Raw genomic sequence first — 25564 nt, 5'->3', positions numbered from 1 at the left:
GCTTACTCCCGGTGAGCCTGATTGAAGGAGGTGCCGCCAAAGGGCATCAGGATCAGCCCCTCGATGTCACTGCGGCTGACCTGGGTGCGCAGGGCATGGGCCAGCGGAATGAGGGGCAGCTGCTCGTTGAGCAGGGTCTGGGCGTAGTAGTAGTTGCGCAGCCGAAAGGCCAGCTGGGGCGTGGTGACCGCATCGTCCAGCAGCTGATCGAAGGCCGGGCTGCACCAGCGGCTGTAGTTGTTGCCGCGCTCGACCGCCGAGCAGCTCAGCAGCTGGCGGAAGAAGTTGTCCGGGTCGGCGTTGTCGGCAATCCAGCCGGAGAGCAGGCTGTCGTACTGACCGGCGGCCAGGCGCTTCTCGATGACGGGCCACGCCTGCTGGACGATCTTGAGCTTGATGCCCACCTTGGCCAGATCGCTTCGCATCAGCTGGGCGGTCTTGAGCGCATCCGGGTTGTAGGGGCGGGCATCTGGTTGCACCAGCACCTGCATCTCGAATCCCTTCTCGAGCCCTGCTTCCTTGAGCAGCTTGCGGGCCAGCGTCAGATCAGGCTTGCGCATCGGCAGGCTGGGGTTATAGCCCCACGAGAGCGGTGGCAGTAGGCTGTTGGCCGGCAGACCGGTATCGAAATAGACCGCCTGCAACAGGTTGTCGATATTGATGGTGCTGGCGATGGCCTGACGCACCTTGACGTTATTGAACGGCGGCTTGCGGGTATTGAGGGCCAAAAATGCGACGTTCATCCCCGATTGTACCGAGAGGCTGAGGTCGGGATGCTGCTTGATCACCGAGAGCTGGCTGGCGGCCGGCGTGCTCATCACGTCGCACTCGCCGGTCAGCAGTTTGGCCAGCCGCTTGGACGAGCGCGGGGTGATGTCATAGACCAGTTGCTCGATCCGGGCAGGGCCGTTCCAGTAGCCGGGATGGCGCAGATAGCGGATGAACTCGTTGTGGCGATACTCCTTGAAGCTGAACGGGCCGGTGCCGATGGGGCGGGTATCGAGCAGCGCCGGGGTTCCCGCCTTGAGCATCTGCTCGGCGTATTCGGCGGAGAGGATCACCGCATAGTCGCTGGCCAGGGTCGCGAGGAAGGAGGCGTTGGGCTGGTTCAACTCGAACACCACCTGCTGCGGCCCCTTCTTGTAGACCCGCTTGATCAGCTGATCCTGCCCCAGGCTGTAGAAGAAGGGGTAGTCGCCGCCGGAGACGTTGTGATAGGGGTGGTGCTCGTCGAGTTGACGGGCGTAGGTAAAGACCACGTCATCGGCATTGAGGGTGCGGCTTGGCTTGAACCAGGGGGTGTGGTGGAAACTCACCCCCTTGCGCAGAGTCAGGGTATAGGTGAGGCCATCCTCGCTCACATGCCAGTTGGTGGCGAGCGCCGGCTCCAGTGCCAGAGTATTGGGGTTGACCTCCAGCAGACGGTCGTAGAGCGGACGAGCGCTGGCATCCAGCGTAACCCCGGTGTTGGAGACATGGGGGTTGAAGGAGAGGGGAGAGCCCTCAGCGCAGTAGATGAGTCCGGTCTTGGAAGCTTCGGATTGCTTGTTGCAGCCGGTGAGCAGAACCAGCAGACCGAGCAGCAAGGGTGTGAGCATTCTCATTGTTGAACCATGTTTTTGATACGTATCTGTTTTTATATGAATACGCCAGCACTGTGCTGGCTTTGTTGGTGCCGGTGTCAGTCGGACTCTTTCTGATCTTGTTCCGTATCGTTGTCGCCATCCTGCAGCTGATACTTGCGTAGCATGCCACGAAACTGGTGATAGCTTAAGGCCAGCAGTTGGGCGGCTTTGCGCTGATTATACTGGGATTGCTGCATCGCCTGCTTGAGTAAATTAATCTCGAACTCCGCCACCGCCTGCTTGAGATCGAGCGGCAACGCCCCGGTTGTCGCACCTTGCGGCTCGCTTTTACTCTCCTGACTGCGAGCGGCTACGGGCCGCCAGGGGGAATCAAACGGATTGATCACCAGCTCGGCCAGCGGCAACTGGGGGTTGCCCTGGCGGTAGATGCTGCGCTCCACCACGTTTTTCAGCTCCCGCACGTTGCCAGGCCAGGGGTAATCGAGCAGCAGCTGGGTTGCTTTACGCGAGAAACCGGCAAAGAGCGGATAGCCCAGCTCCCGGGTCATGCTGTGGGCGAAGTGCTCCGCCAGCATCAGGATATCTTCCCGCCGCTCCCGCAAGGGGGGGAGGGTAATCACATCAAACGCGAGTCGGTCCAGCAGATCGTGGCGAAACAGCCCTTTATCTGCCAACGCTGGGAGATCTTCGTTGGTAGCGCAGACCAACCGCACATCCACCTTGAGGGGCTTGGCCCCGCCCACTCGCTCGAACTCGCCATACTCGATGACCCGCAGCAGCTTCTCCTGCACCCGGGCGCTGGTGGTGGCCAGCTCGTCGAGGAAGAGGGTGCCGCCATCGGCCCGCTCGAAGCGCCCCTGATGGCGCTTGGCCGCGCCGGTAAAGGAGCCTGCCTCGTGACCGAACAGCTCGGTCTCCAGCAGGCTCTCGCTCAGAGTGGCGCAGTTGATGGTGACAAAGCTTTGATCCCAGCGCGCCGAGAGATAATGTAGGCGGTGGGCGATAAGCTCCTTGCCCGTTCCCCGCTCACCGATGATCAGCACGGGTTTGCGCAGCGGGGCGAGCCGTGAGGCCTGCTCGATGATCTCGAGGAATGCGTTGGATTCCCCCAGCAGGCTTTCCGTGGCCGTGGTCATAGTGATCCCTGTCGGTTGTTAAAGCTGGTCAATCTTACCAAAAGTTGGTGATTTTTATCACCACCTGCATGGCATCTATTGAAACGGGGCAAAGCAGCCCCATATAAATCAACAAGTTAAATTTCGCTCCAGATTGGCACACAAGTTGCCATTGTCAATGGAGAAACAACGCCATGCCATTAACAGGAGTGCAATCATGAGTATTTTTTCCCGTCTGGCCGACATCATCAATTCCAACCTGACGGCCCTGCTCGACAAGGCAGAAGATCCCCAGAAGATGGTGCGCCTGATCATTCAGGAGATGGAGGACGAGCTGGTCAAAGAGCGCTCCAATCTGGCTCGCTTCCTCGCCAGCCAGAAAGAGATTGGCCGTCAGGTCGCCCGTCATCAGGAGCGGGTCGACGAGTGGCAGGCCAAGGCCGAGCTGGCTCTGACCAAGGGGCGTGAAGATCTGGCACGCGCCGCTCTTATCGAGAAGAAGAAACAGAGCGAGTTGTCAGAGACCCTCTACCGCGAGCAGCAAGCGGTCGACAGCGGCATCAAGAAGCTGGGTGAAGAGATCCGCCAGCTGGAAGCCAAGCTGGAAGATGCTCGCGCCCGTCAAAAGGCGATGGCGATTCGCAGCGAAGCGGCCAGCAGCCGTCTCAACGTGCAGAGCCAGGTTGCCCGTGGTGACAGTCAGGCGGTGGTGAGCAAGTTCGAGCGGATGGAGCGTCGCATCGACGAGATGGAGGCTCGCGCCGATCTGGGTCAGTCCGACAAGGCGCTGGCGCAGCAGTTTGCCGAACTGGAAGTGGACGATCAGATAAGCCGCGAGCTGGAGGCGATGCGCCAAAAGCTGGGTCAGCGTGACGGCCAGCAGGGGGAGTAAGCGATGGAGAGTCTGCTGGGTGTATTGATGGTTCCCATGGTGGTCTTCATGGTGGTGGTGGCACCCATCTGGCTGGTGCTGCACTACCGGGCCAAGGGGCGCATCGGCGCCGGTCTTGCCGATAGCGAGCGGGAACAGCTGCAAGGGTTGCTGGCCCGTACCGAAAAGATGCAGGAGCGAGTCGGTGCGCTGGAGTCGATTCTGGATGCGGAAGTGCCGGGCTGGAGGAACAAGGTATGAGCAGTACAAGTCGTGAGGGGCGCAACCTCTATCGCGATCCCCGGCAGGGCAAGATTGCCGGAGTTTGCGCCGGTTTGGCAGAGTATTTCGGGGTAGAGACCTGGATCGTGCGGCTCTTGGCCATCAGTGGCCTTATCTTTGCCGGGTTTATCACCTTCACCGCTTACATTGCCGCCTGGTTCTTGCTCGACAAAAAGCCGGTCACCCTCTATTCCCACGAGGATGCCGATTTTGCCGAGGTGCGGATGAAGGCGCGCAGCTGGCAGGCGGGGGTCACCCCCCAACAGGCGCTGAGCCGTGTCGCGCAGGAACTTGACGCGCTGGAGCCCAGAGTTCAGCGTATCGAGAAGCTGGTGACCTCCCGCGAGTTCACCCTGCAGCGGGAATTTCGCAAGCTGTAGTGCTTGCCGAAAGTGCCTGCCGAAGCACTCAATGTCGATGGTGGAGCCTTCAGTGATGCCCCATCATCGACGCCACTCAGGCTAATTGACCATCCCGATGCGGATAGCCAGTTTGCCTTGTCGCGCGGCCAATCACGCCGGATGCAACCACTAAGGGAGAACGGGTCAAGCCTTGATACTCAATAAACTGGAACAAAAGTTGACTCGCCTGCAGAGCAAGGCGAACGACGTGGTGAACCGGGTGCGGGATCGCCATATCCGGCTGGCGGTGACCGGCCTCTCTCGCAGCGGCAAGACCGCCTTTATCACGGCGCTGGTCAATCAGCTGGAGCATGCGGCCATCGACGGCCGTTTGCCCCTGTGGGATGCCCTGCGTCAGGGGCGCATCCTCGGTGCCCGCCGGGTGCCCCAGCAAAATGCCCATATCCCCACCTTTGCCTACGAGCGTGGCCTCGACTCCCTGTTTGGCGATCCGCCGGCTTGGCCCGAGCCCACCCGCGGCGTGGCCGAGGTGCGCCTCGAAATTCGCTATCGCACCCGCCATCCGCTGCGCAAACATCTGGGGGAGATCTCGACCCTCTACGTGGATCTGGTGGACTATCCCGGGGAGTGGCTGCTCGACTTGCCGCTCCTTGAGATGAGCTACGAGCAGTGGAGCGAACAGGTGCGCGAGCAGCTGCGCCGCCCCGAGCTGCAGGCGCTCGCCGCCAGCTGGCTGACCCCCGGGTGGCAGGCAACGCAACCTTTTGCCGAGCGACCGGTGGCTGAACTTGCCGAGCGCTACACCGCCTATCTGCACGCCTGCAAACAGGAGCTGGGACTGCACTTGATCCAGCCCGGCCGCTTCGTCTTGCCGGGGGAGTATGCCGGTGCCCCCATGCTGCAATTTGTCCCCTGGGTGTGGGAGATGCCCGCTGGCGAGCCCGCCGATGATACCCTCTACGCCACCCTCAGGCAGCGCTTCGAGCAGTACAAGCAGCATCTGGTGCAGGGTTTTTATGAGCAGCACTTTGCCGGCTTTGATCGCCAGATCGTGCTGGTGGATTGCCTGCAGCCCCTCAACGCAGGGGCGGCCAGCTTTGGCGACATGCAGCAGGCCATCGCCCGCATCATGGAGAGCTTTGCCTACGGCAAGAGCAACTGGTGGCGGCGACTCTTCTCGCCCCGTATCGACAAGCTGCTGTTTGTGGCGAGCAAGGCCGATCACGTCACGCCCGAACAGCATGGGCCCATGGTCTCCCTGCTCCAGCATCTGGTGCGCAGCGGCCGCGGCCAGGCCCGTTTTGAGGGGATCACCACCGAGTGTCTGGCGCTTGCCGCCATCAAGGCGACCGAGGTGGGCAAGGGGGTGGCTAATGGCCGCGAGTTCCCCGCCATCCGCGGCACCAGCCTGAGCGGTGAGCCGCTGCTGCTCTTTCCGGGGGAGGTGCCGCCCCATATTCCGCCCGCGCAGTGGTGGAACAGTCAGGGCTTTGATTTTCAGGCGTTTCGCCCCATGCCCATGAGCGCCCATCAGGCGCTGCCCCATATCCGGCTCGATGCGGCGCTGGAGTTTCTGCTCGGGGATCACCTCGAATAACGGTGTGCGGTCTTGGCACCTGAGCCGAAGGCTGCGCACAGGAGAACAATGCGATGAACGATCAGATAAAAGAGCGGCCACCGCTGCAGGGTAAGGTGATCCTTGAGCCTGCCTTGACGGTGGCCAGTGACGAGCGCCCGCCCGCACCGGCCCAGCGGCTGGAGGAGGCGAGTTTCGAGCGTCTCGATGAGCTGGATGATTTCACCGAGGTGGAGAGTGCCCTCGTCATCAAACCGCGCCGCCGCCATCGGCTGCTGGCGTGGGGGCTGGGGGCGGTCGGTCTGCTCTCGTTGGGCCAGTATGGCGCCTTTCTTTACGATCAATTCCTCACCACCCCGCTCTGGGGCAGCGCCTGGCTGGCGGCTTCGGCGCTGGTGGCGGCGGGGACCGCCAGCGTGGTGGGTCGCGAGTGGCTGCGCCTGCGCACCCTCAAGCGGCGCCAGGATGTGCGCTCGCGGGCAGAAGATCTGCTTGCTCATCAGGGAGTCGGGCAGGGGCAGGCCTTCTGCGAAGGGTTGGCGGTCAAAAGTGGCGACAAGGGGCGCGAGGGGTATCAGACCTGGCTGGCCCAGCTCGACGAGAGCCACAGCGATCGGGAAGTGTTGACCCTCTATAGCCAGCTGGTACTCGGCGAGCGCGACAAGCTGGCACAGGCGCGGGTGGCCAAGTGGTCGGGGGAGGCCGCCGTGCTGGTGGCGCTAAGCCCGCTCGCTACCGTCGACATGATGCTGATGCTGTGGCGCAACCTGCGGATGATCGAAGACATCGCCGATGTCTACGCCATCGAGCTTGGCTACTGGAGCCGCATACGCCTCATCCGTCAGGTGTTTCGCAACATGCTCTACGCCGGCGCCACCGAGCTGGTGACCGAGGTGGGGATGGACTTGCTGGGGGCCGAGCTTACCGCCAAGCTCTCTGCCCGCGCGGCGCAGGGGGTGGGGGCCGGGCTGCTCACCGCTCGCCTTGGCCTGCGCACCATAGAGGCGTGCCGCCCGCTGCCCTGGTGTGCGGACGAAAAGCCGAAGCTGGGCGAGCTGCGCAAGCGGCTGGTGGGTCAGCTGGCCGGTTATCTCAAGGGTACGAGCTAACCCCGGATCGGAGCTCGGGTGCTGGCTCATCCTGAGGGGGGCCAGGGCATGCCGAGGATCTACATTGTTTTACCGGTGAAACGCGCATCCACTTTTTCAGATGTTTTTTGCAACAATCCGCGCCGGGCGGATGGGCTATCACGGCCTAAACCGGGCAACGGAGCTGCTCCGCTTTTATCCCGTCACCTTCAGGTATTGGGCGTACAAGGGGTACCAAGGGTTTGGCTCACTCTGAATGAGTCAGCTCGCCATCAGGCGTGAATGTCACATTTTATTTACATCTCTCGCCAGCAGCCGACCACCGGGTCGGCTGCTTTTTTTGTTGCCGGTTCGTTACAGTGATCCTGTGACCCAATGGCAAGGCGCCCCACCCGGCGCAGAGGATGGAACCGCTTATGGCAACCCTTTATACCGCTCACCAGCCGGATGCCCGGGGGATGATCCACTACTCGGCCGAAGAGCACGGCACCTGGCAGATCCTGATCGAACGCCAGCTGGCGGCGCTTGAAGGCAAGGCGTGTGACGAGTATCTGGCGGGCCTTGAAAGACTGACGTTGCCGCGAGATCGCATCCCCCAGCTGGCGGAGCTCAACGAGGTATTGCTGGCGACCACCGGCTGGTCGGTAGCAGCCGTGCCTGCGCTTATCTCGTTTGACCGCTTCTTTGCCCTGCTGGCCAACCGCCAGTTCCCGGTCGCCACCTTTATCCGGCGCCGCGACGAGCTCGATTACCTGCAGGAACCCGATATCTTTCACGAGATCTTCGGCCACTGCGCCATGCTGACCAACCCCGCTTTTGCCCACTTTACCCACCTCTATGGCCAGCTTGGCCAGCAGGCGAGCAAGGAGGAGCGGGTCTTTCTGGCCCGTCTCTACTGGTTCACCGTGGAGTTTGGCCTCCTGGCCACGGCGGACGGGCTGCGTATATACGGCGGTGGCATTCTCTCCTCCATCGGCGAGACGGCCTATGCCCTTTCCGGCAAGCCGCTGCTGCAACCCTTCGATCTGCTGGAGGTGCTGCGCACCCCCTATCGCATCGACATCATGCAGCCCACCTACTTTGTGCTGCCCGAGCTCGATGCCCTCTACCGACTGGGGGAGGCGGAGATCATGAACGGGGTGGCGCAGGCACGCCAGCTTGGCCTGCATGCGCCGCGCTTTGAGCCGGTTGCAGGCAAACAGGCGAGTTGAGTTATCCGTTATTTCACATCAGATATTGCACATTCAGAACAGAGGAGAGACCCATGTCCGAACTGGCCAGCCAGCAGTGTGAAGCGTGCCGCGCCGATGCCCCCAGAGTGAGCGATAAGGAGCTGCGTGAGTTGATGCAGCTTATCCCCGACTGGCAGCCGCTGGTGGTGGCAGGGGCGTTGCAGCTGCGGCGGGAATTTGCCTTTCGCAACTTCAAGGAGGCGCTGGCGTTTACCAACCGCCTGGGGGAGCTGGCGGAGGCGGAGTTCCACCATCCGGCCATTTTGACCGAGTGGGGCAAGGTAACGGTCAGCTGGTGGACCCACAAGATTGGCGGGCTGCACCGCAACGACTTCATCATGGCGGCACGCACGGATGAGCTGCTGAAGTGAAGACGCCATCACTCACCGAGTGGACGATATGGTAACGGTCAGCTGGTGGACTCACAAGATCGGTGGGCTGCACCACAACGACTTCATCATGGCGGCGCGTACCGACCAGCTACTCAAATAAGCGGCAACAACTGACTCGGGCCTGCCCGGCGAAAGCGGGGCAGGCCCGCATTTTTGTGGGCTAGCGCTCGCACTGGGGGGATCGAGTCTGTATTATCCGCTCATTCATAGAGTTAGCTAGGAAGTGTGTCCCGAATGCGTCTTGAAGTCAGCTGTGAAGACCGCCTGGGCCTGACCCGGGAACTGCTCGACCGCCTGGTGGAGCACAATATCGATCTGCGCGGCATCGAAATCGATACCTCAGGCATCATCTATCTCAACTTTCCCGAGCTGGAGTTCAGCGATTTTCAGCATCTGATGCCGGAGATCCGCCGCATTCCCGGCGTCTATGACGTCAAGACCATCCCCTACATGCCCTCCGAGCGGGAGCACCACGAGATTGAGGCGCTGCTCAAGGCGCTGCCGGATCTGGTCTTCTCGCTCGATGCCAAGGGCAAGGTGACCCAGGCCAACCAGTCGGCCCTCACCACCCTCGGCTTGCCGGTGGAGGAGGTGCGCGGTGTGGCGCTTGGCTCGCTGGTCAAGGGCTTCTCCTTCAGCCGCTGGTTGGAGGCGAGCGACATCCGGCCGCAAACCTGCAAACTCAGCTTCAATGGCGAAGAGTATCTGGCGGATTTGCTGCCGCTCTTTGTCGATGAACAGAAAGGTAAACAGGCGCTGGCGGGGGCCGTGGTGGTGCTCAAATCGGCCCGTCGGGTCGGTCTGCACTTCAGCGCGCTCCACGCGGTGGAGGCGGAGGGGTTCGAGCATCTGCAGGGCGAGAGCCCCAAGATGAAAGAGGTGCTGGCGCAGGCACGCAAGCTGGCGATGCAGGATGCGCCGCTGCTCATCGTCGGCGAGACCGGTACCGGCAAGGAGCTGCTGGCCCGCGCCTGTCACGCTGCCAGCCTGCGATCCAGCCATCCCTTCATGGCCCTCAACTGCGCCGCCATGCCGGATAACGTGGCCGAGAGCGAGCTGTTCGGCTATGCGCCCGGCGCCTTTGGCAACAATACCGAGGGCAAGCGCGGGGTGCTGGAGCTGGCGAGCGGCGGCACCCTGATGCTGGACGAGATCGGCGACATGTCGCCCCATCTGCAGACCAAGTTCTTGCGGGTGCTGCAGGATGGCGTGTTCCGCCGGGTCGGTGACGAGCAGGAGGTGAAGGTCAATGTGCGCTTTATCTGCACTACCCAGAAACAGCTGCTCGATCTGGTCAACGATGGCTCCTTCCGCGAGGATCTCTACTACCGCCTCAACGTGCTGAGTCTGGCGCTGCCGCCGCTGCGCGAGCGCAAGGCCGATGTCATGGTGCTGGCCCAGCAGTTTGTCTCGCGCTTTGCCAGCGAATTGCAGCGTCCACGCCCGCGCTTTACCCGCAACATGGCAGACTATCTGACTGCTTATCGTTGGCCGGGCAACGTGCGCCAGCTGCGCAACTGCCTCTATCGCGCCATGACGCTGCTGGAGGGGGACGAGCTTGGCCCCGAGCAGATCGATCTGCCGGTAGCGGCCGATAGCGCGCCGCTTATCGACGAGTGGTTCGAGGGCAACCTTGACGATGCGGTGAAGCGCTTCGAGAGCCAGCTGCTGGCACGGCTCTATCCGGCGTTTCCCTCGACTCGCCAGCTCGCCAAACGACTGGGTGTGTCGCACACCGCCATCGCCAACAAATTGCGGGAGTACGGGATCAGCAAAAAGTGATACCCTGTCCGTTGAGGTGAACAGAGAGCCCGTTGCAAAACGGGCTCTCTGTTTTTATTTACAGCTCTGTCAGCTGAGTCTCACGTCAAGGCTTGTCAGGCTGTTGTCCGGCCACTTACTATCTGAGTTCATGTACCCGAACCGCGCTGCTGCGGTGTTGTAGAGGCGCCTATCCCCTGATCATGTCGTCACACTTCTCATTCCGACTCGTCGTTGCGCTGCTGGTGCTGTTGCCCGGGCTGGCTTGCTCCCGTGCTGCGCTTGCCGAGGCGCAGACCACTGCAGAGAGCCGGGCCAATGCGGTCAAGGAGCTGGTGCTCGATATTCTGAGCTACACTCGCTGGCCAAAGGAGCCGCCGGTGCTGCATCTGTGCATCGCCGCGCCCACTGAATATGCCGGTGTGCTCTCCACCATTACCCGGCAGGGCAACGGCCGGCCGGTGCAGGTCAATCGTTATGAGGTGACGGATCCGGCCATTGCCGGCCAGTGTCATGTGCTCTATCTGGGGGTGATGGACGAGTCAACCCGGCTGGCGCTCTTCTCCCGTTTGAAGGGGCATCCCGTGCTCAGCATCAGTGAGCAGAACCCGGAGTGCAGCAGCAGTCCCGTCTTCTGTCTGCAGCCGGACAGCCGTAGCGGGCGGCTGCGTTTCAAAGTGAATCTGGATGCGCTGGCGCTCAGCGGTGTGCGGGTGCACCCGGCCGTGCTCAAGCTGGCCATGGCTGATCGGGGTGTGCCATGACGCCATCGTCCGATCGCCATGACGCGCGGCTGACCCTGCGTCAGAGTCTGGGGCGCACCCATCTGGTGACCGCCTTTACCTCGGCTTGCGTGGCGGGGATCCTGCTGACCCTGACCGCCCTGCTGGTGATGCGTTTTTACGCCGACCACAATCTGGAGCTGGTGGCGCGCGCCATCAGCTACACCACGGAAGCGGCAGTGGTGTTTCAGGACGAAGAGGCGGCGGGTGAGGCGCTGCGGGCCATTGCCGCGCGCGAGGAGGTGGCCGAGGCGCGCATCTATCTGCCCGATGGCACGTTGCTGACCAGCTGGTCGCGCACCATGAATACCCCGATTGCCGAGCTGGAGGGTTATCTTGCCCAGTTGATCCTGCCCGGGCCGGTGCGCGAGCCCATGCTGCGTGGCAGTGATAAGATCGGCGAGGTCGAGCTGATCGGCCATGGCGAGTCGCTGCTGATTTTCCTGATTGCGGTGCTGCTGGTGATGCTGATCTGCCTGCTCTTGAGCGCCATGGGGGCCCTCTACGTGGCGGGGCGGATGCAGGTCTCCATCATAGGTCCCCTGCGAGAGCTGGCCCGGGTGGCCCACTCTGTGCGCCGCCAGCGCACCCTGGGGATGCGGGCACCGCCCGCCGGGATTGTCGAGCTCAACGAGCTGGGGGATGACTTCAACTCCCTGCTGGACGAGTTGCAGGCGTGGCAAGCCCATCAGGCACGGGAAAATGCCAGCCTGCTTCATCAGGCCACCCACGATGTGTTGACTGGACTGCCCAACAGGGTCTTGTTTGACGCTAGACTGGCACAGGCGATCACCGAGGCTGAACAGGGTGAGGGGGATTTTGCGCTGCTTTACCTCGATTGCGATCGCTTCAAACAGATTAACGATACCCTGGGCCACAACGCCGGTGACGATGTGCTGATCACCCTGGCAAGGCGGGTGGAGCATCAGCTGCGGCCGCAGGATCTGGTGTGCCGTCTGGGGGGGGATGAGTTCGCTATCCTGCTGAGCCCTGTGCATCTGCAACAGGATGTGGAGGAGGTGATCAACCGCATTCAGCAGGCGATGAGTGAACCCGTGGTATTGCGGGATGGGCAGCAACTGGTGGCAGGGATCAGCATCGGTTATGCCATTCATCAATCCGGGGTCAGTGCCAGCGAGCTGTGCGAGCTGGCAGACAAAGCCATGTATTTGGCAAAACGTGCGCGTCGCGAGGAGGTGGATTCTACCGAACCGGCGTGAATTGATGTCGTTAAGGAGACATAACAATGAAAATATCCCTCTCCCTCAAGACCTTGCTGCTGGGGTTGATCTTCTCTCTGCTGGCAGGTTGTCAGAGTGCCCCGAAGGGGCTCACCCCTGAACAGCTGGCGGTATTGAAGGAGCAAGGTTTTTATCTGACCGACGAGGGTTGGACGCTGGATCTGGCCAACCGGGTGTTGTTTGCCAACAACGTCGGGGAGCTCAATCCCCAAACCCGTCAGACCGTGGAAAAGCTGGGCAAAGCCTTGCTTGGGGTAGGGCTCGACAAGGCGCGGGTTGACGGTCACACCGACAACACCGGCGAGAGCAGCTACAACCAGCAACTCTCCCTGAAGCGGGCCCAGTCGGTGGCGGATGTGCTTGTCTCGGTCGGGATGAAGCCAGCCAACCTGGAGGTCCGTGGTCGCGGCGAAACCGCGCCGGTGGCGGACAACAAGAGTGCTGCCGGACGGGCCGAAAATCGCCGGGTGGCCATCGTTATCGCCAACCAGTAAGCGACTGCCCTGCCAAGCGTGCCGTGTGCATAGCAAAAGAGCGCCAAAGAGGCGCTCTTTTTGATCCGGCCGGCGAGCTTATGATTCGCTCTGCTCGTTGGCGTCGGTGTGCTTGCGCAGGCGGATGTTGATCATCTCCACCACCAGCGAGAAGGCCATGGCGAAGTAGATGTAACCCTTCGGAATGTGCAGATCCATCCCCTCCGCCATCAGGGCGAAGCCGACCAGGGTGAGGAAGGAGAGGGCCAGCATCTTGATGGTGGGGTGGTTATCAACGAAATCACCGATCGCCTTGGCGGCAAACATCATGATGAAGACGGCGATCATGATGGCCAGCACCATGACAGGAACGTGATCAGCCATGCCGACGGCGGTGATCACCGAATCCAGGCTAAAGACGATGTCGAGAATGGCGATCTGGATCAGGGTGCTGATAAAACCGGAGGCCGCTTTGCTGACGCTCTCCGGCTCGGCGGCCCCTTCCAGGGTGGCGTGGATCTCGTGGGTGCTCTTGGCAATCAGGAACAGCCCCCCCAGCAGCAGGATGAGATCGCGGCCCGAGATGGCCTCGCCCAGCACAGTAAAGAGCGGAGCCGTGAGGCGCATGACCCAGGCCAGCGAGAGCAGCAGCAGGATGCGGGTACCCATGGCGAGGGCCAGACCCAGAATACGGGCGCGCTGGCGCTGCGCCTCGGGCAGACGGCCGACCAGAATGGAGATAAAGATGATGTTATCGATGCCCAGCACGATTTCGAGCAGGGTCAGGGTGGCGAGCGCTACCCAGGCAGAGGGATCCAGAACCCATTCCAGCATGATTGAACCTTGGTTGAAAAAAAGAAGCGGAGCATTTTAGCAGGGGGGAACCGCTTGTCCCAGTGGGGCGAAAAGATAAAAATGGTCGCCATCGCAAGGGAGGAGTGCATGTTTCGATTAGGGCTCATCATAAATCCAGTCGCCGGGATTGGCGGCGCAGTGGCGCTCAAGGGGAGTGACGGTGTAGTGGCCGAGGCGCTGGCTCGCGGCGCAGTGCCCAGAGCGCAGGAGCGCACCCGTCAGGCTCTGCTGCCGCTGTGTGAAGTGACTGCGCCGTTCGCGCTGCTGACGGTGGCTGGCGACATGGGGGAGCAGGTGGTGCGTGAACTGGGCTTGCCGCATCGCATCGTCTATCAACCGGCCGGGGAGAGTACCTCTGCCGCCGATACCCGCCATGCGGCAGAGCGGATGCGGGATGCGGGCGTCGATCTGCTGCTGTTTGCCGGTGGCGATGGCACGGCGCGGGACATCTGCGCCGCGGTGGGGGAGTCCTGCCATGTGCTGGGGATCCCGGCTGGCTGCAAGATCCACTCCGGCGTCTACGGGGTTACCCCGGCTGCCAGCGGGCGGGTGGCGGCGCGGATGATCGCCGGTGAACTGCTCAGCCTGATCGATGCCGAGGTGCGCGATATCGACGAAGAGGCGTTTCGCGCAGGCAAGGTGCGGGCTCGTCACTATGGCCAGCTGCTGGTGCCCGGCGATCTGCGGTACGTGCAGGCGGTCAAGCAGGGAGGGCGGGAGTCCGAAGAGCTGGTGCTGGCAGATCTGGCAGCCGGTGTGGTCGAGCAGATGGAGCCAGATACCCTCTATCTGATGGGCTCTGGCAGCACGGTGGCAGCCTGCATGGCAGAGCTCGGTCTGGAAAATACGCTGCTTGGTGTGGATTTGGTGGAAAATGGCAGGCTTATCGGGCAGGATCTCAGCGCCGCCGAGATCCTGACCCGGATCCGTGGCCGTCGCTGCCGGCTGATCATTACCCTGATTGGCGGACAGGGACATCTGTTCGGGCGCGGAAATCAGCAATTGAGTCCTGAGGTGATTCGGAGTGTCGGGCTGGAGAACATCCAGGTGCTGGCAACCAAGAGCAAGCTGGCTTCCCTGCAGGGGAGACCACTCCTGGTCGATACCGATGAGCCTGAATTGAACCGGGCGTTGAGTGGTTATCTGCGCATAACCACGGGATACAAGGATCAGGTCATCTACCCGGTGGCCAGCCCGGAATAGGACGCCATGGAAGCTGCTGGCCTGGCGCCAGAGAGCTGCAATCAACCGGATTGCGGTTCCATACCCCCGAATTATTTGCCGCAAATGAGGCTGCGTTACATGACGATTCACGATTTTGAGCACAAGTTGTTGGGACTGATCGACGGCATGGTTGCTACCGCGAGCGAAGATGAGCTCTTTGCAGGTGGTTACCTGCGAGGCCATATTTCGCTGGCGGTCGCCCGTGCCGAGCTGGAGGGCAAGACCCTGGTGCGGGATGTCAAAAGCTATGTGTTGCGCAGCCTCAACGAGGCGATTTTGCAAGGCGAGCTCTCCGAGCAGGACGAGCAGCTGGTGCAAGCCATGTGGATTCGTTTGCAACAACAGGCAGAAGCTTGATCGGATACACATTTCAAACTGAAGTTTGAGTTTATTCTTCCCTGAAGTTAGTGAAAGGTTAATAATAAGTTTCGCCTTTTGTTTCAGGGATTAAACTATGGCTTCAGCCTCACGTATTGCCAAAAAACTGCCGCTCGAGATGCTCTATCACTGGGAGCGGCAGTGTCCTGATCGAACCTATCTGCGTCAAACCATCAACCGCGAATATGTCGATTTCACCTGGGGTGAAGTGGCCGATGAAGCGCGGCGCATGGTGACGGCCCTGCGTCATCTTGGGCTCGTTGCTGGCGATAAAGTGGCGCTGCTCTCCAAGAATTGCGCCCAGTGGTTTATCGCCGATCTGGCGATGCAGATGGGGCAGTACGTGAGCGTGCCCATCTACCCGACCGCCAACGTCGATACCATCGAATATGTGCTGCGCCACAGCGAGGCCAAGGCGATCTTCGTTGGCAAGCTCGATGACTGGAAGAGTCAGGAGGCGGGGGTGCCTGCCGATCTGCTGCGTATCGCCTTTCCCTACGACACCATGCCGGCCAGCTACCAGTGGGATGATCTGCTGGAAACACACGAGCCCATTCCCGACAGCCCGGTGCAGGAGCCCGACTCCCTGCTGAGCCTGGTCTACACCTCTGGCAGTACCGGCAAGCCGAAAGGGGCCATGCTGACCGTCGAACGTTATGCGTGGTCGTGCGAGAAGCTGGTGGAGACGGTGAACCTGACCCAGGCTGATCGCGGTTTCTCCTACCTGCCGCTGGCCCACATCACCGAGCGGGTCTACATCTACGGCGGCAGCCTGTTTGGCGGCGCCACCATCGCCTTCCCCGAATCCCTCGACACCTTCGTTGAAGACGTCAAGCGCTGCCGTCCTACCGTATTTATCTCGGTACCGCGGCTGTGGGCCATGTTCCGCATCAAGATCCACGAGAAGCTGCCCCAGAAGAAACTCGAACTGCTGCTCAAGATCCCGCTGGTCTCCAGCCTTATCAAGAGCAAGCTGAAGAAGGGGCTGGGGCTGGATCAGGCACGGGTGTTGGGCTGCGGTTCTGCGCCGGTCTCCCCTGCTCTGCTTGAGTGGTATCTGAGCATCGGTCTCAAGGTGACCGAAGCGTGGGGCATGACCGAGAACCACGCGTTTTCGACCATCAACTACCCGTTTCGCGCCGACAAGATCGGTACCGTCGGCAAGGCGGGGCCCGGGGTGACCATCAAGATCTCCGACGAGGGAGAGATCCTCTGTCGCTGTGAAGGGATGATGGTGGGTTATTACAAGGATCCCGAGCACAGTGCCGAGGCCATCGATGCCGAGGGGTGGCTCCACACCGGCGACATGGGCAAGCTGGACAAGGAGGGTTATCTCACCATCACCGGTCGGATGAAAGATGTGTTCAAGACCGCCAAGGGCAAGTATGTGGCGCCAGTCCCCATCGAAGGGATGCTGGGGCAGGAGCCAATTATCGAGCAGCTCTGCGTGATTGGTTACGGCATGCCCCAGCCTGTCGCGCTGGTGCAGCTGGCCGAGAGCGCAGCCAAAGGAAATCGGGATGAGGTCGTGGCCAGACTGGAGGCAGCCCGGGTGCGGGTCAATGACCAACTGGAGTCCCACGCCAAGATCCGCGGCATTCTGGTGGTGAAAACCCCCTGGAATATCGAGAACGGCGTGCTGACCCCTACCATGAAGATCAAGCGTCACCTGCTGGAGCAAAAATATGCCCATGTCGGGGAGCGCTGGCCCTCATCGCAAGTGGTGGTGTGGGAGGAGTAAATCCCGCATTTTCCACATCGCGACAAACAACAACGGCCCTTGATGGGCCGTTGTTGTTTTTGGGGGTTATCACTCGCAGCTATGTGGGGGGCAAGTGAGAAACGAGTTCCCGGTTAGATCTGTGCCAGCGCGGCGGCCAGATCGGCGATCAGGTCGTCCGCATCTTCCACCCCGATGCTGAAGCGGATGAGATCGTCATTGACCCCGGCGGCGAGGCGACTTGCCTCGTCCATGGCGGCGTGAGTGGTACTGGCCGGATGGCAGGCAAGACTCTCCAAATCGCCCAAGCTCACCGCCTGCACGAACAGTTGCAGGTTGTCGAGCAGGGTGGCGCAGCGTTCAAACCCTCCTTCAAGTTCAATGCTCACCATGCCGCCAAAGCCGCTGGCGAAGGCGCCGAGGGCATCATGGCCCGGATGGTTGGCAAGCCCCGGGTAGATCACCTTCTTCACCGCCGGATGGGCGGCCAGAAACTCGGCCACTTTCTGCGCATTGTGCAGGTGGGCATCCATACGCAGGGGCAGGGTCTTGACCCCGCGCTGCAGCAGGTAGGCCTCCTGCGGGCCGATGGGGGAGCCGATATGCTTGAGGGCCACGGTGCGGATCGATTTCATCAGGGCGTGAGAGCCTGCCACCACCCCGGCGATGATGTCGCCGTGGCCGCCCAGATATTTGGTGCCGCTGTGCATCACCACATCGACCCCGAGCTCCAGCGGGCGCAGCAGGTAGGGGGTGAGGAAGGTGTTGTCACACACTGTGATGGCACCCACCTTGCGGGCCGCTTCCACCACCAGTCGCGGATCCACCACCTTGAGGGTGGGGTTGGTCAGGGTTTCGAACAGTACCACCTTGGTGGCGGGGCGGATGTTGGCCAGCAGATCAAGATCGCTCTCGTAGGCGGTGACCTTGATGCCGGCGCGGCTGAAGGTTTGTTTGAGGAAGGCATCGGTGCCGCCGTAGAGCGGGCCGATATAGGCCACTTCATCACCGCTGTCGGCCAGGGCATACATGATGGCGCTCACCGCTGCCATACCGCTCGCCACTACCAGCGCTTCGTCGGCCCCTTCCAGCGCCGCCAGCTTCTGCTCCAGCTCGGCGGTGGTGGGATTGCCAAAGCGGCTGTAGATGAAGCCGGGAGCCTGACCTGCAAAGCGCTCCTTGCCCGCCTGGGCGTTGAAGTAGCTGAAGGTGCTGCTCTGGTAGAGCGGGGTGGTGAGGGCACCGGTCTGGGGGTCGATCCGCTGGCCGCTGTGTACGCTCATGGTCTTGAATTTCATCGTGTTGCTCCGTGATGGCCAGGCTTTGGCCATGACTTGTTTTGTTGTTCGTTGCTTGTTGTTTTTGTCAGCGCGGGTATGTGCATGCTGCTTGTGGCTTATGCATATACCCGCCAGTGGATCTTTGCGCTGCTTAGGCCGGTACCGCTTCGCTTTCAGTGCGTGGAAGGAGAGCGGGTTCCACCGGCCCATAGTGACGCGCAGCCACGTCCGGGTGGGAGCGCAGCCGCCCCTTGAGTACGTTCTCCCCCACCTGATAGAAGAGCGGGTTGGTCGGGTCACTCTCCGGACCTTGCGCCTGTGCGGCCAGCGCGGGGGAGAGGCTGAGCAGTGGCACGGTGGCATCAAGCCGCGCCGCCATGAAGAAGGCGCAGGAGAGACGCGAGACGCCGGGCTGCGGGCTCACCACCCGATGCAGGGTCGCCTTGAGATAGCCGTTGGAAGCCAGCTCCAGCAGCTCGCCGATATTGACCACCAGAGCGCCCGGCAGAGGGGGCGCAGAGATCCAGCCGTCGGCCGTCTCGACCTCAAGCCCCGAATGATTGTCCTGCATCACCAGCGTCAGGTAGCCGGGATCCTTGTGGGCGCCGACCCCCTGACTGCTGCCGCCCGCCTCTTGCCCCGGGTAGTGAATGAGCTTCATGTGCTGGTAGGGGGCGCCGCGGATGCTGTCGTCAAACACGTTGGCCGGTTGCTCCAGCACTTCGGCAAAAGCGGCCAGCAGGGTGAGGGTGATGTCGCTCAGCCGATCCTGCCACGCCAGTAGATGGGCTTTCATCTCTGGCAGGGCGGTTGGCCACTGGTTGGGGCCGATCAGCCGCTGCCAGGGTTCACGGAGCTGGGCCGCAGGCAGGGCTTGCGCCTCGTTCATGATATCGAACTGCTCCCGCAGGTCCGGCCGCGCTCGGGTCAGCTCGGCACCGACCCGGTTATAGCCGCGAAAGTGGGGGCTGTTGACCATCTGCACCGCCAGCTTCTCCTGCTCCGGCAGGGCAAAGAAGCGCTCTGCCAGCGCCAGGGTTTCCCGCTGCTCGGCGTCACTCAGGCCATGTCCTGTCAGATAGAAAAAGCCGACGTCGCGGGCGGCCGCGGCCAGCCGGGCCAGCATAGGGCGACGCACCTCGGGTGCCCCGTTGAGGGCAGCCAGATCGATGATCGGCAGTGGTGAATGTTCCATGTGCACCTCCTCACTCTTTCGTTATCTCTGGCGCCATCTCTTCTGCGGCCTCTGGTGCGGGCAGGCTTGATGAGTGGCAAACGGGATGGCGCGACAGTGTGGCGGTATGCGCTTGCGGTGTGGCGCCATCTGGAATGAAGGGGATGCTACTGTTCGGTGTTATAAGACGGAAACAACAAATTATTCTTAGTTATATACAAAATTCGAAATGGAATTCGGCGCCTGATGGGCTGACGGTTTTTTGCGCAGCCATTGCGGGGTAAAGGGGAAATGTTGAGGGGGAGAGTGATAAGCAGAGGCAAGCTACCAGCGGCAATAATGACCAAAACAGAAAATGGCCAAAACAGAAGGGAGGCGGATGCCTCCCTTCTGTTTGAGCGGGTGTTCACCTGACCGGGTGCGCAGGCGAGTGACCGCGCATCTCTGGCCTTAACCGCCTGTTGGCTCTCAGTAACCCAGGGTAAAGCGCTGGCGCTGGTGAGCCGGTTTTTCCGCCTCGTTCAGCACGCCGTCGGCCAGATCACCGGCGGTGATCCCGGCAGGCTGCTCGTCATTGAACAGCACCTGATCGCCACCCAAGCGATAGCCACCGCGCTTCTCACCTGGCTCCAGGAACACCGGGGGAGAGACAAAGCGCCAGTCGAGAGCGGTTTCATGGCGCAGGGCGGTGAGACCGTCGCGGGCCGCCAGTGCCCCCTGTTTCCACTCGGCCGGAAACTCCGGGGTATCCACCAGTTGCACGCCGGGGGCGACCTCCAGACTGCCGGCGCCACCCACAACCAGCAGCCAGCTGTTGGCTGCTTTGGCTGCTGCGACAATCGCGTTGGCGCCCTTGAGGTACTGGTCGTAGATATCCGGTGTGGTCCAGCCCGGGTTGTAGGCGCTGATCACCCGATCGTGTCCCTTGAGCACCTCGGCCAATGCCTGCGGGTTTTGGGCATCCACCGCCACGGCGGTGACCTGTGGATGGGCGGCCACCTTGCTGACATCGCGGACGATGGCGGTGACATGATGGCCGCGGCTGACGGCCTCGTTCAGGATGGCTGAACCGACAAAACCGCTGGCACCAATCAGGGCAATCTTCATGGGGTACTCTCCTTCACTGTTGGAATGGGGCTATCCTACGCCGCCAGTTATGATTTAATAATCACCTCAAAAATGCATTCACTTGTAAGCTGGATTTAATAATGGAACAGCTCAGACGTTACGCCATCTTCGCTGCCGTGGTGGAAGCGGGCAGCATGACAGGGGCGGCCAAATCCCTCGGCATGACCCCCTCTGCCGTCAGTCAGCATATCAGCCAGCTGGAGAGCCTGCTCGGGCTGCCCCTGCTCCATCGCTCCACCCGTCGCCTCAGTCTGACCGAGGCGGGAGAGGTGGTATGGCAAGGGTGCCGGGCGCTGCAGCAGACCCTGAGCGAGACCGAGTTGCGCCTCTCCGAGGTGCGCGACACCCTGCTCGGGGAAGTGCGGATAACCGCCCCGGTGGGGATGGCGGGCCAGCCGCTGGCGCTGGCCCTCTCGCCGCTGCTGCAGGCCCACCCCGGCCTCACCATCCAGATCATCGCCGACGACGAAAAGCGGGATCTGATTGCCGAGCGGATCGACGTAGCATTGCGGGTTGGCAGTTTGCCCGACTCGACCCTGGTGGCCCGCAAACTGGGGCAAACCCGGATGCTGCTCTGCGCAGCTCCCGCCTATCTGGCGCGCAAGGGGACGCCGCGAACGCCCGCCGATCTGGCCACCCACGACTGGCTCTGCGGCGACATGCTGGGCAACGGTTTGCTGCTGCTTGACGAGAAGGGGGGCGAACACAGGGTGAGGTTCAAGGCCAAGGTGCTCTGTAACAACGTGTTGCCCCTGCGCCAGTTTGCGCTGGCAGGGCAGGGGATCTCGCTGCAACCGGAGGGGGAGATTGGCGAGGATCTGGCGCAGGGGCGTCTGCTCGAACTGTTGCCCGGTTTTCGGGTGCAGCCGATGGAGATCCACGCCATCACGCCGCAGCGGGAGATCCCGGAGAAGGTGCGACGGGTGGTGGAGGCGCTGCGCAGCTACTTCGCAGGCGCCTCCTGACACATATCAATGCGGCTTGGCCTATCTGTCAGTTGGGCTCTTGCCCGCCAACGAGCGGGCGGCGCCACAGATAGAGTCCGATTGCCAGCAGCAAGCCGCCCAGAAAGAGCCAGCGAGCGTTCCCCCATTGGCCGCTGTCCGTCATCAGGGCCGCCAGCAACAGGGGGCCAAGCAGCTGACCGAGGTTGGCGAGCTGGACAAAAAATCCCTGCACGATGGCCAGTTGTACCGGCCCCTGACTCACTCCCTGCGCAGACGAGAGGATAGCCGGCGGCGCCATGCCACCCGACAGGGAGAGGACGAGGCACAATCCATAGGACCACCATGGCGACAGGCCGGGCCAGAAGGCGAACATGCCGCACAGCGCCATCAGGCCCAGTGCCCAGCTGATGAGCCGATCTCGCGCCACGCCCCGGCGCAGCAGCCATGCCCCCATCAGGTTGCCGGGAATATTGGCGACCACCGCCAGTGCCGAGAGCAGGGCGATCTGGCTTTGGCCAATCCCGGGGCTGCCTTGCAACATGGTTGGCAGCCAGACAAAGAGCGCCCATAGCATCAGGCTGTAGAGCGTGAACGCCAACCCGTAGCGCCAGAGTGCCTTCTGCCGGAGCACCGTGAGTTGGCGCAGCGGGTGGCCCGAGTTGATCGAGTTTTTGGGGGCCCCGACCCGCAACTTGTCTGCCGAACGACTGGCCAGCAGAAGCAGCAGGGCAGAGAGTTGCGGGATCATCAGGATCAGCCAGGCCAGTCGCCAGCCACCTTGCGCCGTGAGCCAGGGGGTGAGCAGCATACCCGCCGCCGCCCCGAGAGGCAGGTTGACTGCCCACAGGCTAATGGCCAGCCGTTTATCCTCCTCCCGGGTCACCGCCACGATAAAGGCGGGCATGGCCACCGAGACCAGCAAAAAGCCAATCCCCTCGACAATGCGCGACAGCAGCATCACGGCCAGCCCGGTGGCGGGCAGTGCCAACGCCCCGCCTGTGACGATAACCAAAAGCCCGACAACCCCGGTTTGCCGCCCACTCCAGCGAGTCAGCAGCAGGCCGAGAAAGAGGCTGAAGAGGATCGCCAGCGTATTGAAAGCCGAGGCGAGATAGCTGGCTTCAACCAGTGTCAGCCCCAGCTCGCTGCGCAGTATGCCGAGCACGGCGGGCACTTTGCCCAAGCAGAGAGCGCCGCTGGCACCGGCGAAAATGGCGAGGAAGACCAGAGGCCAGCGCGTGCCTTGTGGCTGGTGGCATGCGAGCGTGTTCATGGCTGAGATTGGCCGTTGTGCAGCCACTCATCGTTGAGCTGGCCAAATTCTCCGCGCTGGTAGGCATGCAGCCGATCTGCAACGGCGTCGTGGCTATTCATCACGAAGGGGCCATGTTTGGCCAGGGGTTCATTGAGTGCCTGGCCTGAGAGCACCACGAAGTGGCAGGACTCGGCGGCCTCAAGCTGCAGAGCCACCGCCTCGCCGCCATCGGCAGGGAGGCTGACCCCCATCCCGTGACCTGCCGGGATGAGGTGCCGCTCTCCCTCAGCCTGCAAAGTCAGCGACCCGGTCAGGGGATAGATCATGGCATTCCAGCCCGCCGCCAGCTGATGGGTGAAGCGGCTACCGGGCGCGCAATGGCCATCGAGCAGGGTAAAGGGTTGGGGCAGTGCCGCCGAGTGTGGCGCCGTTATGCCGTTGCTGTGGCCTGCGACCACCCGTACTCGCACCCCTTCGCCATGAAACTCGGGGATGGTGGCAGCGGCTGCGTGGACGGCAAAAGGCGACATCATCTTTTGACGGGCAGGCAGGTTGACGAAGATCTGCAGGGCGTGGACATAGGGGGATGCTCCCTCCGGCTGCTCGGTATGCACGGCCCCGCGCCCGGCCGCCAGCCAATGCAGCGCTCCCGGTTCGATGGGGCCCTGATTGCCGAGGGAGTCGTAGTTGACATGGGGGCTCGTCGAATCCTCGAACAGATAGGTGACGGCAGAGATCCCGGCATGGGGGTGGGGCTCGAAGGTGGGGGCGGTCATCTGGAAGTGATCCACCATCACCACGGGGTCTATCAGACCGTTGAAAAAGTGTTCGCCAAAATGGCTGGCTGCAAAGCCGCTGCCAATGTGCAGCGGTTGGCCCTTGACGGGGGCAGAGAGAGTCAGGCGTCTGGTCATCAATCGATCCTCCAGAAGATAAAAGATGCCTTCGGTCATCTGACCGAAGGCGAGGCGAGTTACGACTTCTTGACACCCTCTTGCATCTGCCACACCAGGGTGGCGAAAGGCATGTCGAGGGCGCTGTAGACATCGTGCGCCTTGGGGTCGACGTTGCTGCGCAGCATCTCGACTGCGGCGGAGGCGTAATCGGTGACCGGGATACCGGCACCCAGCAAGCGTTGCAGCCCAGTGGTGCGCTTGGCTTCGTTGAAGGTGCCGGAGGCATCGAGCACCACCCGGGCATCATAGCCGGCAGCCTTGGCAGAGAGGGCCGGGAAGCTGGCGCAGATCTCGAGGGATACCCCGGCGATGATCAGCTGTTTGCGGCCGGTCTTCTCAATGGCGGCGCGCACGGCAGGATCGTCCCAGGCGTTGATGACGGTGCGGTTGATCACCTTTACATCCGGCAGGACGCTGGTCAGTTCGGGCATGGTGGGGCCCCACATGCCATCGGGCATGGTAGCGGTCACGATCACCGGCATGCCGAGAGCGCGGGCGGCGTTGGCCAGCGCCACCACGTTGTGCTTGAGCTCGCCCACCGTGGTGTCGCGCACGCCGCTCAGCAAGCCGACCTGATGGTCGACCAGCAGTAGTACCGCATTGTCTCGGGAGAGCATCTCCAGATAGCGGTTCGGTGATACTGTCGGATGGCTGGTTGCCTCGACGGCCATGGCCGGTGTTGCTGTGGTGGCCAGCGTGGCGGTCAGGGTCGCCAGACCGAGCAGGGTGGCAGAGCAGATTTGTCGCAGTTTCATGGTGAACTCCTTGTGATATCGGAACAGTCAAACGGTCCTTGCTGGTGGGGCGGATTGCCCGCGCAGCAACCGTCTGATGGGGACAGGGCCATTATGATGGCTGCAAAAATAGCGACAATCTGGTCAAATAGGTTCTTATCGTTCCATTAATGGAACGATGTGAATGCACCTCACCCTGACCAAGGCTGCCCGATGACACCACTGGAACTTGATTTGAATGATCTCTATCTCTTCACCCATGTGGTGCAGCGACAGGGATTCACTGCCGCCGCGCGGGCGCTTGGCGTGCCCAAGTCGCGGATCTCGCGCCGGATCCGGCTGCTGGAGGAGCGGCTGGACACCCGTCTGCTGCAGCGTACCTCGCGTCAGCTCAGCCTGACCGATGCCGGTGAGGTGCTCTATCGCCACTGTCAGGCGATGCTGGCCGAGGCGCAGGCCGGAGAGGCGGCTGTGCGGCAACGGCAGCAGGAGCCGAGCGGTCTGGTACGGATCAGCGTACCCATTACCATCGCCGATGCGCTGCTCGCCCGCTTGCTGCCCGCGTTTATGGTGCAATACCCCAAGGTGAGGCTCGCCGTGCAAGCCAGCAACCGGCAGGTGGATCTGCTGGAGGAAGGATTGGATGTGGTGATCCGCGGGGTGGCCTTCGAGCAGCCCTCCTCCAGTCTGGTGCAGGTGCCGCTCTGTACGGTGCAGTGGGGCGTGCTGGCTGCCCCAACGTGGCTCTCTCGCCACGGTGCATTGATGCATCCGCGCCAGCTGGAGGGAGAGGATGCCCTGCTCTTCAGCTCGCTGGAGCGTCAGGCCGATCTGTTGCGGCTACGGCACGACAGTGGGGAGAGTGAGGAGGTGGCGGTCAATGTGCTGTTGCGCAGCGACAATATGCAAACCCTCAAGCAGGCGGCGCTGGCGGGGCTAGGAATGGTGGGCTTGCCACTTTACGCCTGCGTGAATGAGTTGGCGGATGGGCGGCTGCAACAACTGTTGCCCGAGTGGCGTCCCAAAGATGGCAAGCTGGTGATGCTCTACCCAGCGCGGCGCGGCCTGTCACCTGCGGTCAGAGCCCTCATCGACTTTATCAAGGCAAAGTTGCCTGCACTGCTGGCAGAGGTCGGCCAGCCTCGCTGAGGG

Annotated in this window: 26 protein-coding genes; 17 read left to right on the top strand and 9 right to left on the bottom strand. The window is 62.1% G+C overall.

Translation table 11 applies throughout. The features are described from left to right. Window positions 1–2: 2 nt before the first annotated feature. Together sapA and pspF are read right to left on the bottom strand one after the other, a co-directional pair. Window positions 3–1598 carry an ABC transporter substrate-binding protein SapA gene (gene sapA / locus AACR93_RS06940; RefSeq protein ID WP_043850262.1) on the bottom strand — a complete coding sequence of 532 codons (1596 nt, stop codon included), beginning with the start codon at window positions 1596–1598 and terminating at the stop codon, window positions 3–5. Window positions 1599–1681: 83 nt separating this feature from the next. Further along, window positions 1682–2722, bottom strand: a complete 1041-nt coding sequence (gene pspF / locus AACR93_RS06935; RefSeq protein WP_043850261.1) for a phage shock protein operon transcriptional activator — start codon at window positions 2720–2722, stop codon at window positions 1682–1684. Between the two features lie 196 nt (window positions 2723–2918). Between pspF and pspA the strand changes: the two genes are divergently transcribed. The 12 genes from pspA (at window position 2919) to AACR93_RS06875 (ending at window position 12782) form a co-directional block, all read left to right on the top strand. Beyond that, window positions 2919–3593, top strand: a complete 675-nt coding sequence (gene pspA / locus AACR93_RS06930; protein WP_043850260.1) for a phage shock protein PspA — start codon at window positions 2919–2921, stop codon at window positions 3591–3593. Window positions 3594–3596: 3 nt separating this feature from the next. Continuing rightward, on the top strand, window positions 3597–3833 hold the full coding sequence (gene pspB / locus AACR93_RS06925; RefSeq protein ID WP_041210358.1) for an envelope stress response membrane protein PspB: 237 nt from the start codon (window positions 3597–3599) through the stop codon (window positions 3831–3833). Next, on the top strand, window positions 3830–4234 hold the full coding sequence (pspC, locus tag AACR93_RS06920) for an envelope stress response membrane protein PspC (RefSeq protein WP_043850259.1): 405 nt from the start codon (window positions 3830–3832) through the stop codon (window positions 4232–4234). The genes pspB and pspC overlap by 4 nt, the downstream gene beginning before the upstream one ends. Before the next feature lie 172 nt (window positions 4235–4406). Beyond that, on the top strand, window positions 4407–5813 hold the full coding sequence (locus tag AACR93_RS06915; protein ID WP_043850258.1) for a YcjX family protein: 1407 nt from the start codon (window positions 4407–4409) through the stop codon (window positions 5811–5813). A gap of 53 nt (window positions 5814–5866) precedes the next feature. After that, window positions 5867–6901: a YcjF family protein gene (locus AACR93_RS06910; protein ID WP_043850257.1), complete on the top strand. Its 1035-nt coding sequence runs from the start codon at window positions 5867–5869 to the stop codon at window positions 6899–6901. Window positions 6902–7296: 395 nt separating this feature from the next. Further along, window positions 7297–8091 carry a phenylalanine 4-monooxygenase gene (gene phhA, locus AACR93_RS06905; protein WP_043850256.1) on the top strand — a complete coding sequence of 265 codons (795 nt, stop codon included), beginning with the start codon at window positions 7297–7299 and terminating at the stop codon, window positions 8089–8091. A 53-nt stretch (window positions 8092–8144) separates the two neighbouring features. Next, window positions 8145–8483 (top strand): 4a-hydroxytetrahydrobiopterin dehydratase, encoded by a 339-nt coding sequence (locus AACR93_RS06900; RefSeq protein WP_043850255.1) that lies wholly within the window; start codon window positions 8145–8147, stop codon window positions 8481–8483. Between the two features lie 28 nt (window positions 8484–8511). Then, complete coding sequence (locus AACR93_RS06895) at window positions 8512–8604, top strand: 4a-hydroxytetrahydrobiopterin dehydratase (protein WP_421192737.1); 93 nt, start codon at window positions 8512–8514, stop codon at window positions 8602–8604. 134 nt (window positions 8605–8738) lie between these two features. Beyond that, window positions 8739–10286, top strand: a complete 1548-nt coding sequence (gene tyrR / locus AACR93_RS06890; protein WP_042032033.1) for a transcriptional regulator TyrR — start codon at window positions 8739–8741, stop codon at window positions 10284–10286. A 182-nt stretch (window positions 10287–10468) separates the two neighbouring features. Beyond that, on the top strand, window positions 10469–11029 hold the full coding sequence (locus tag AACR93_RS06885) for a YfiR family protein (protein WP_043850253.1): 561 nt from the start codon (window positions 10469–10471) through the stop codon (window positions 11027–11029). Beyond that, entirely contained in the window at window positions 11026–12267 is a 1242-nt protein-coding gene (locus AACR93_RS06880; RefSeq protein ID WP_043850252.1) for a diguanylate cyclase domain-containing protein, read from the top strand. The genes AACR93_RS06885 and AACR93_RS06880 overlap by 4 nt, the downstream gene beginning before the upstream one ends. A 26-nt stretch (window positions 12268–12293) precedes the next feature. Beyond that, entirely contained in the window at window positions 12294–12782 is a 489-nt protein-coding gene (locus AACR93_RS06875) for an OmpA family protein (protein WP_042032037.1), read from the top strand. A 78-nt stretch (window positions 12783–12860) separates the two neighbouring features. Here the strand turns inward: AACR93_RS06875 and AACR93_RS06870 are convergent, their stop codons facing one another. Further along, window positions 12861–13595 carry a TerC family protein gene (locus AACR93_RS06870; protein WP_042032038.1) on the bottom strand — a complete coding sequence of 245 codons (735 nt, stop codon included), beginning with the start codon at window positions 13593–13595 and terminating at the stop codon, window positions 12861–12863. Between the two features lie 108 nt (window positions 13596–13703). On the opposite strand from AACR93_RS06870, the gene AACR93_RS06865 reads away from it, so the two are divergent. The 3 genes from AACR93_RS06865 (at window position 13704) to AACR93_RS06855 (ending at window position 16959) form a co-directional block, all read left to right on the top strand. Next, entirely contained in the window at window positions 13704–14819 is a 1116-nt protein-coding gene (locus AACR93_RS06865) for an ATP-NAD kinase family protein (protein WP_043850251.1), read from the top strand. A 99-nt stretch (window positions 14820–14918) separates the two neighbouring features. Beyond that, window positions 14919–15197: a YfcL family protein gene (locus AACR93_RS06860; RefSeq protein WP_041210342.1), complete on the top strand. Its 279-nt coding sequence runs from the start codon at window positions 14919–14921 to the stop codon at window positions 15195–15197. Window positions 15198–15294: 97 nt separating this feature from the next. After that, window positions 15295–16959, top strand: coding sequence for an AMP-binding protein (locus tag AACR93_RS06855; protein ID WP_042032040.1), 1665 nt, complete (start codon window positions 15295–15297; stop codon window positions 16957–16959). A gap of 113 nt (window positions 16960–17072) precedes the next feature. On the opposite strand, the gene AACR93_RS06850 is transcribed toward AACR93_RS06855, so the two are convergent. The 3 genes from AACR93_RS06850 to AACR93_RS06840 all read right to left on the bottom strand — a co-directional run bounded on the left by AACR93_RS06850 (window position 17073) and on the right by AACR93_RS06840 (window position 20499). Continuing rightward, window positions 17073–18236 (bottom strand): trans-sulfuration enzyme family protein, encoded by a 1164-nt coding sequence (locus tag AACR93_RS06850; RefSeq protein ID WP_043850250.1) that lies wholly within the window; start codon window positions 18234–18236, stop codon window positions 17073–17075. Window positions 18237–18369: 133 nt separating this feature from the next. Further along, on the bottom strand, window positions 18370–19413 hold the full coding sequence (locus AACR93_RS06845; RefSeq protein WP_043850249.1) for an isopenicillin N synthase family dioxygenase: 1044 nt from the start codon (window positions 19411–19413) through the stop codon (window positions 18370–18372). A gap of 447 nt (window positions 19414–19860) precedes the next feature. Next, on the bottom strand, window positions 19861–20499 hold the full coding sequence (locus tag AACR93_RS06840; RefSeq protein ID WP_043850248.1) for an NAD(P)-dependent oxidoreductase: 639 nt from the start codon (window positions 20497–20499) through the stop codon (window positions 19861–19863). 101 nt (window positions 20500–20600) lie between these two features. Between AACR93_RS06840 and AACR93_RS06835 the strand changes: the two genes are divergently transcribed. Then, a complete protein-coding gene (locus AACR93_RS06835) occupies window positions 20601–21485 on the top strand; it encodes a LysR family transcriptional regulator (RefSeq protein WP_043850247.1) in 885 nt (294 codons plus the stop codon). A 28-nt stretch (window positions 21486–21513) separates the two neighbouring features. Here AACR93_RS06835 and AACR93_RS06830 read toward each other — a convergent pair whose 3' ends face one another. From AACR93_RS06830 to AACR93_RS06820, 3 genes are read right to left on the bottom strand one after another with little or no spacing between them, the layout of a single operon-like run. Further along, window positions 21514–22740: an MFS transporter gene (locus tag AACR93_RS06830; RefSeq protein WP_043850246.1), complete on the bottom strand. Its 1227-nt coding sequence runs from the start codon at window positions 22738–22740 to the stop codon at window positions 21514–21516. Further along, on the bottom strand, window positions 22737–23636 hold the full coding sequence (locus tag AACR93_RS06825) for a pirin family protein (RefSeq protein ID WP_043850268.1): 900 nt from the start codon (window positions 23634–23636) through the stop codon (window positions 22737–22739). Before AACR93_RS06825 ends, AACR93_RS06830 begins: the two co-directional genes overlap by 4 nt. A gap of 59 nt (window positions 23637–23695) precedes the next feature. After that, window positions 23696–24433 (bottom strand): isochorismatase family protein, encoded by a 738-nt coding sequence (locus tag AACR93_RS06820; protein ID WP_043850245.1) that lies wholly within the window; start codon window positions 24431–24433, stop codon window positions 23696–23698. Between the two features lie 192 nt (window positions 24434–24625). Here AACR93_RS06820 and AACR93_RS06815 point away from each other — a divergent pair, with 192 nt between their 5' ends. Next, window positions 24626–25561, top strand: coding sequence for a LysR substrate-binding domain-containing protein (locus AACR93_RS06815; protein ID WP_043850244.1), 936 nt, complete (start codon window positions 24626–24628; stop codon window positions 25559–25561). Window positions 25562–25564 lie beyond the last annotated feature (3 nt).

The organism is Aeromonas sp. L_1B5_3 (assembly GCF_963866575.1).
Taxonomy (GTDB): domain Bacteria; phylum Pseudomonadota; class Gammaproteobacteria; order Enterobacterales; family Aeromonadaceae; genus Aeromonas; species Aeromonas jandaei.
The sequence above is the reverse complement of the archived record's forward strand: the minus strand, read 5'-3'. Positions and strand labels throughout refer to the sequence as shown.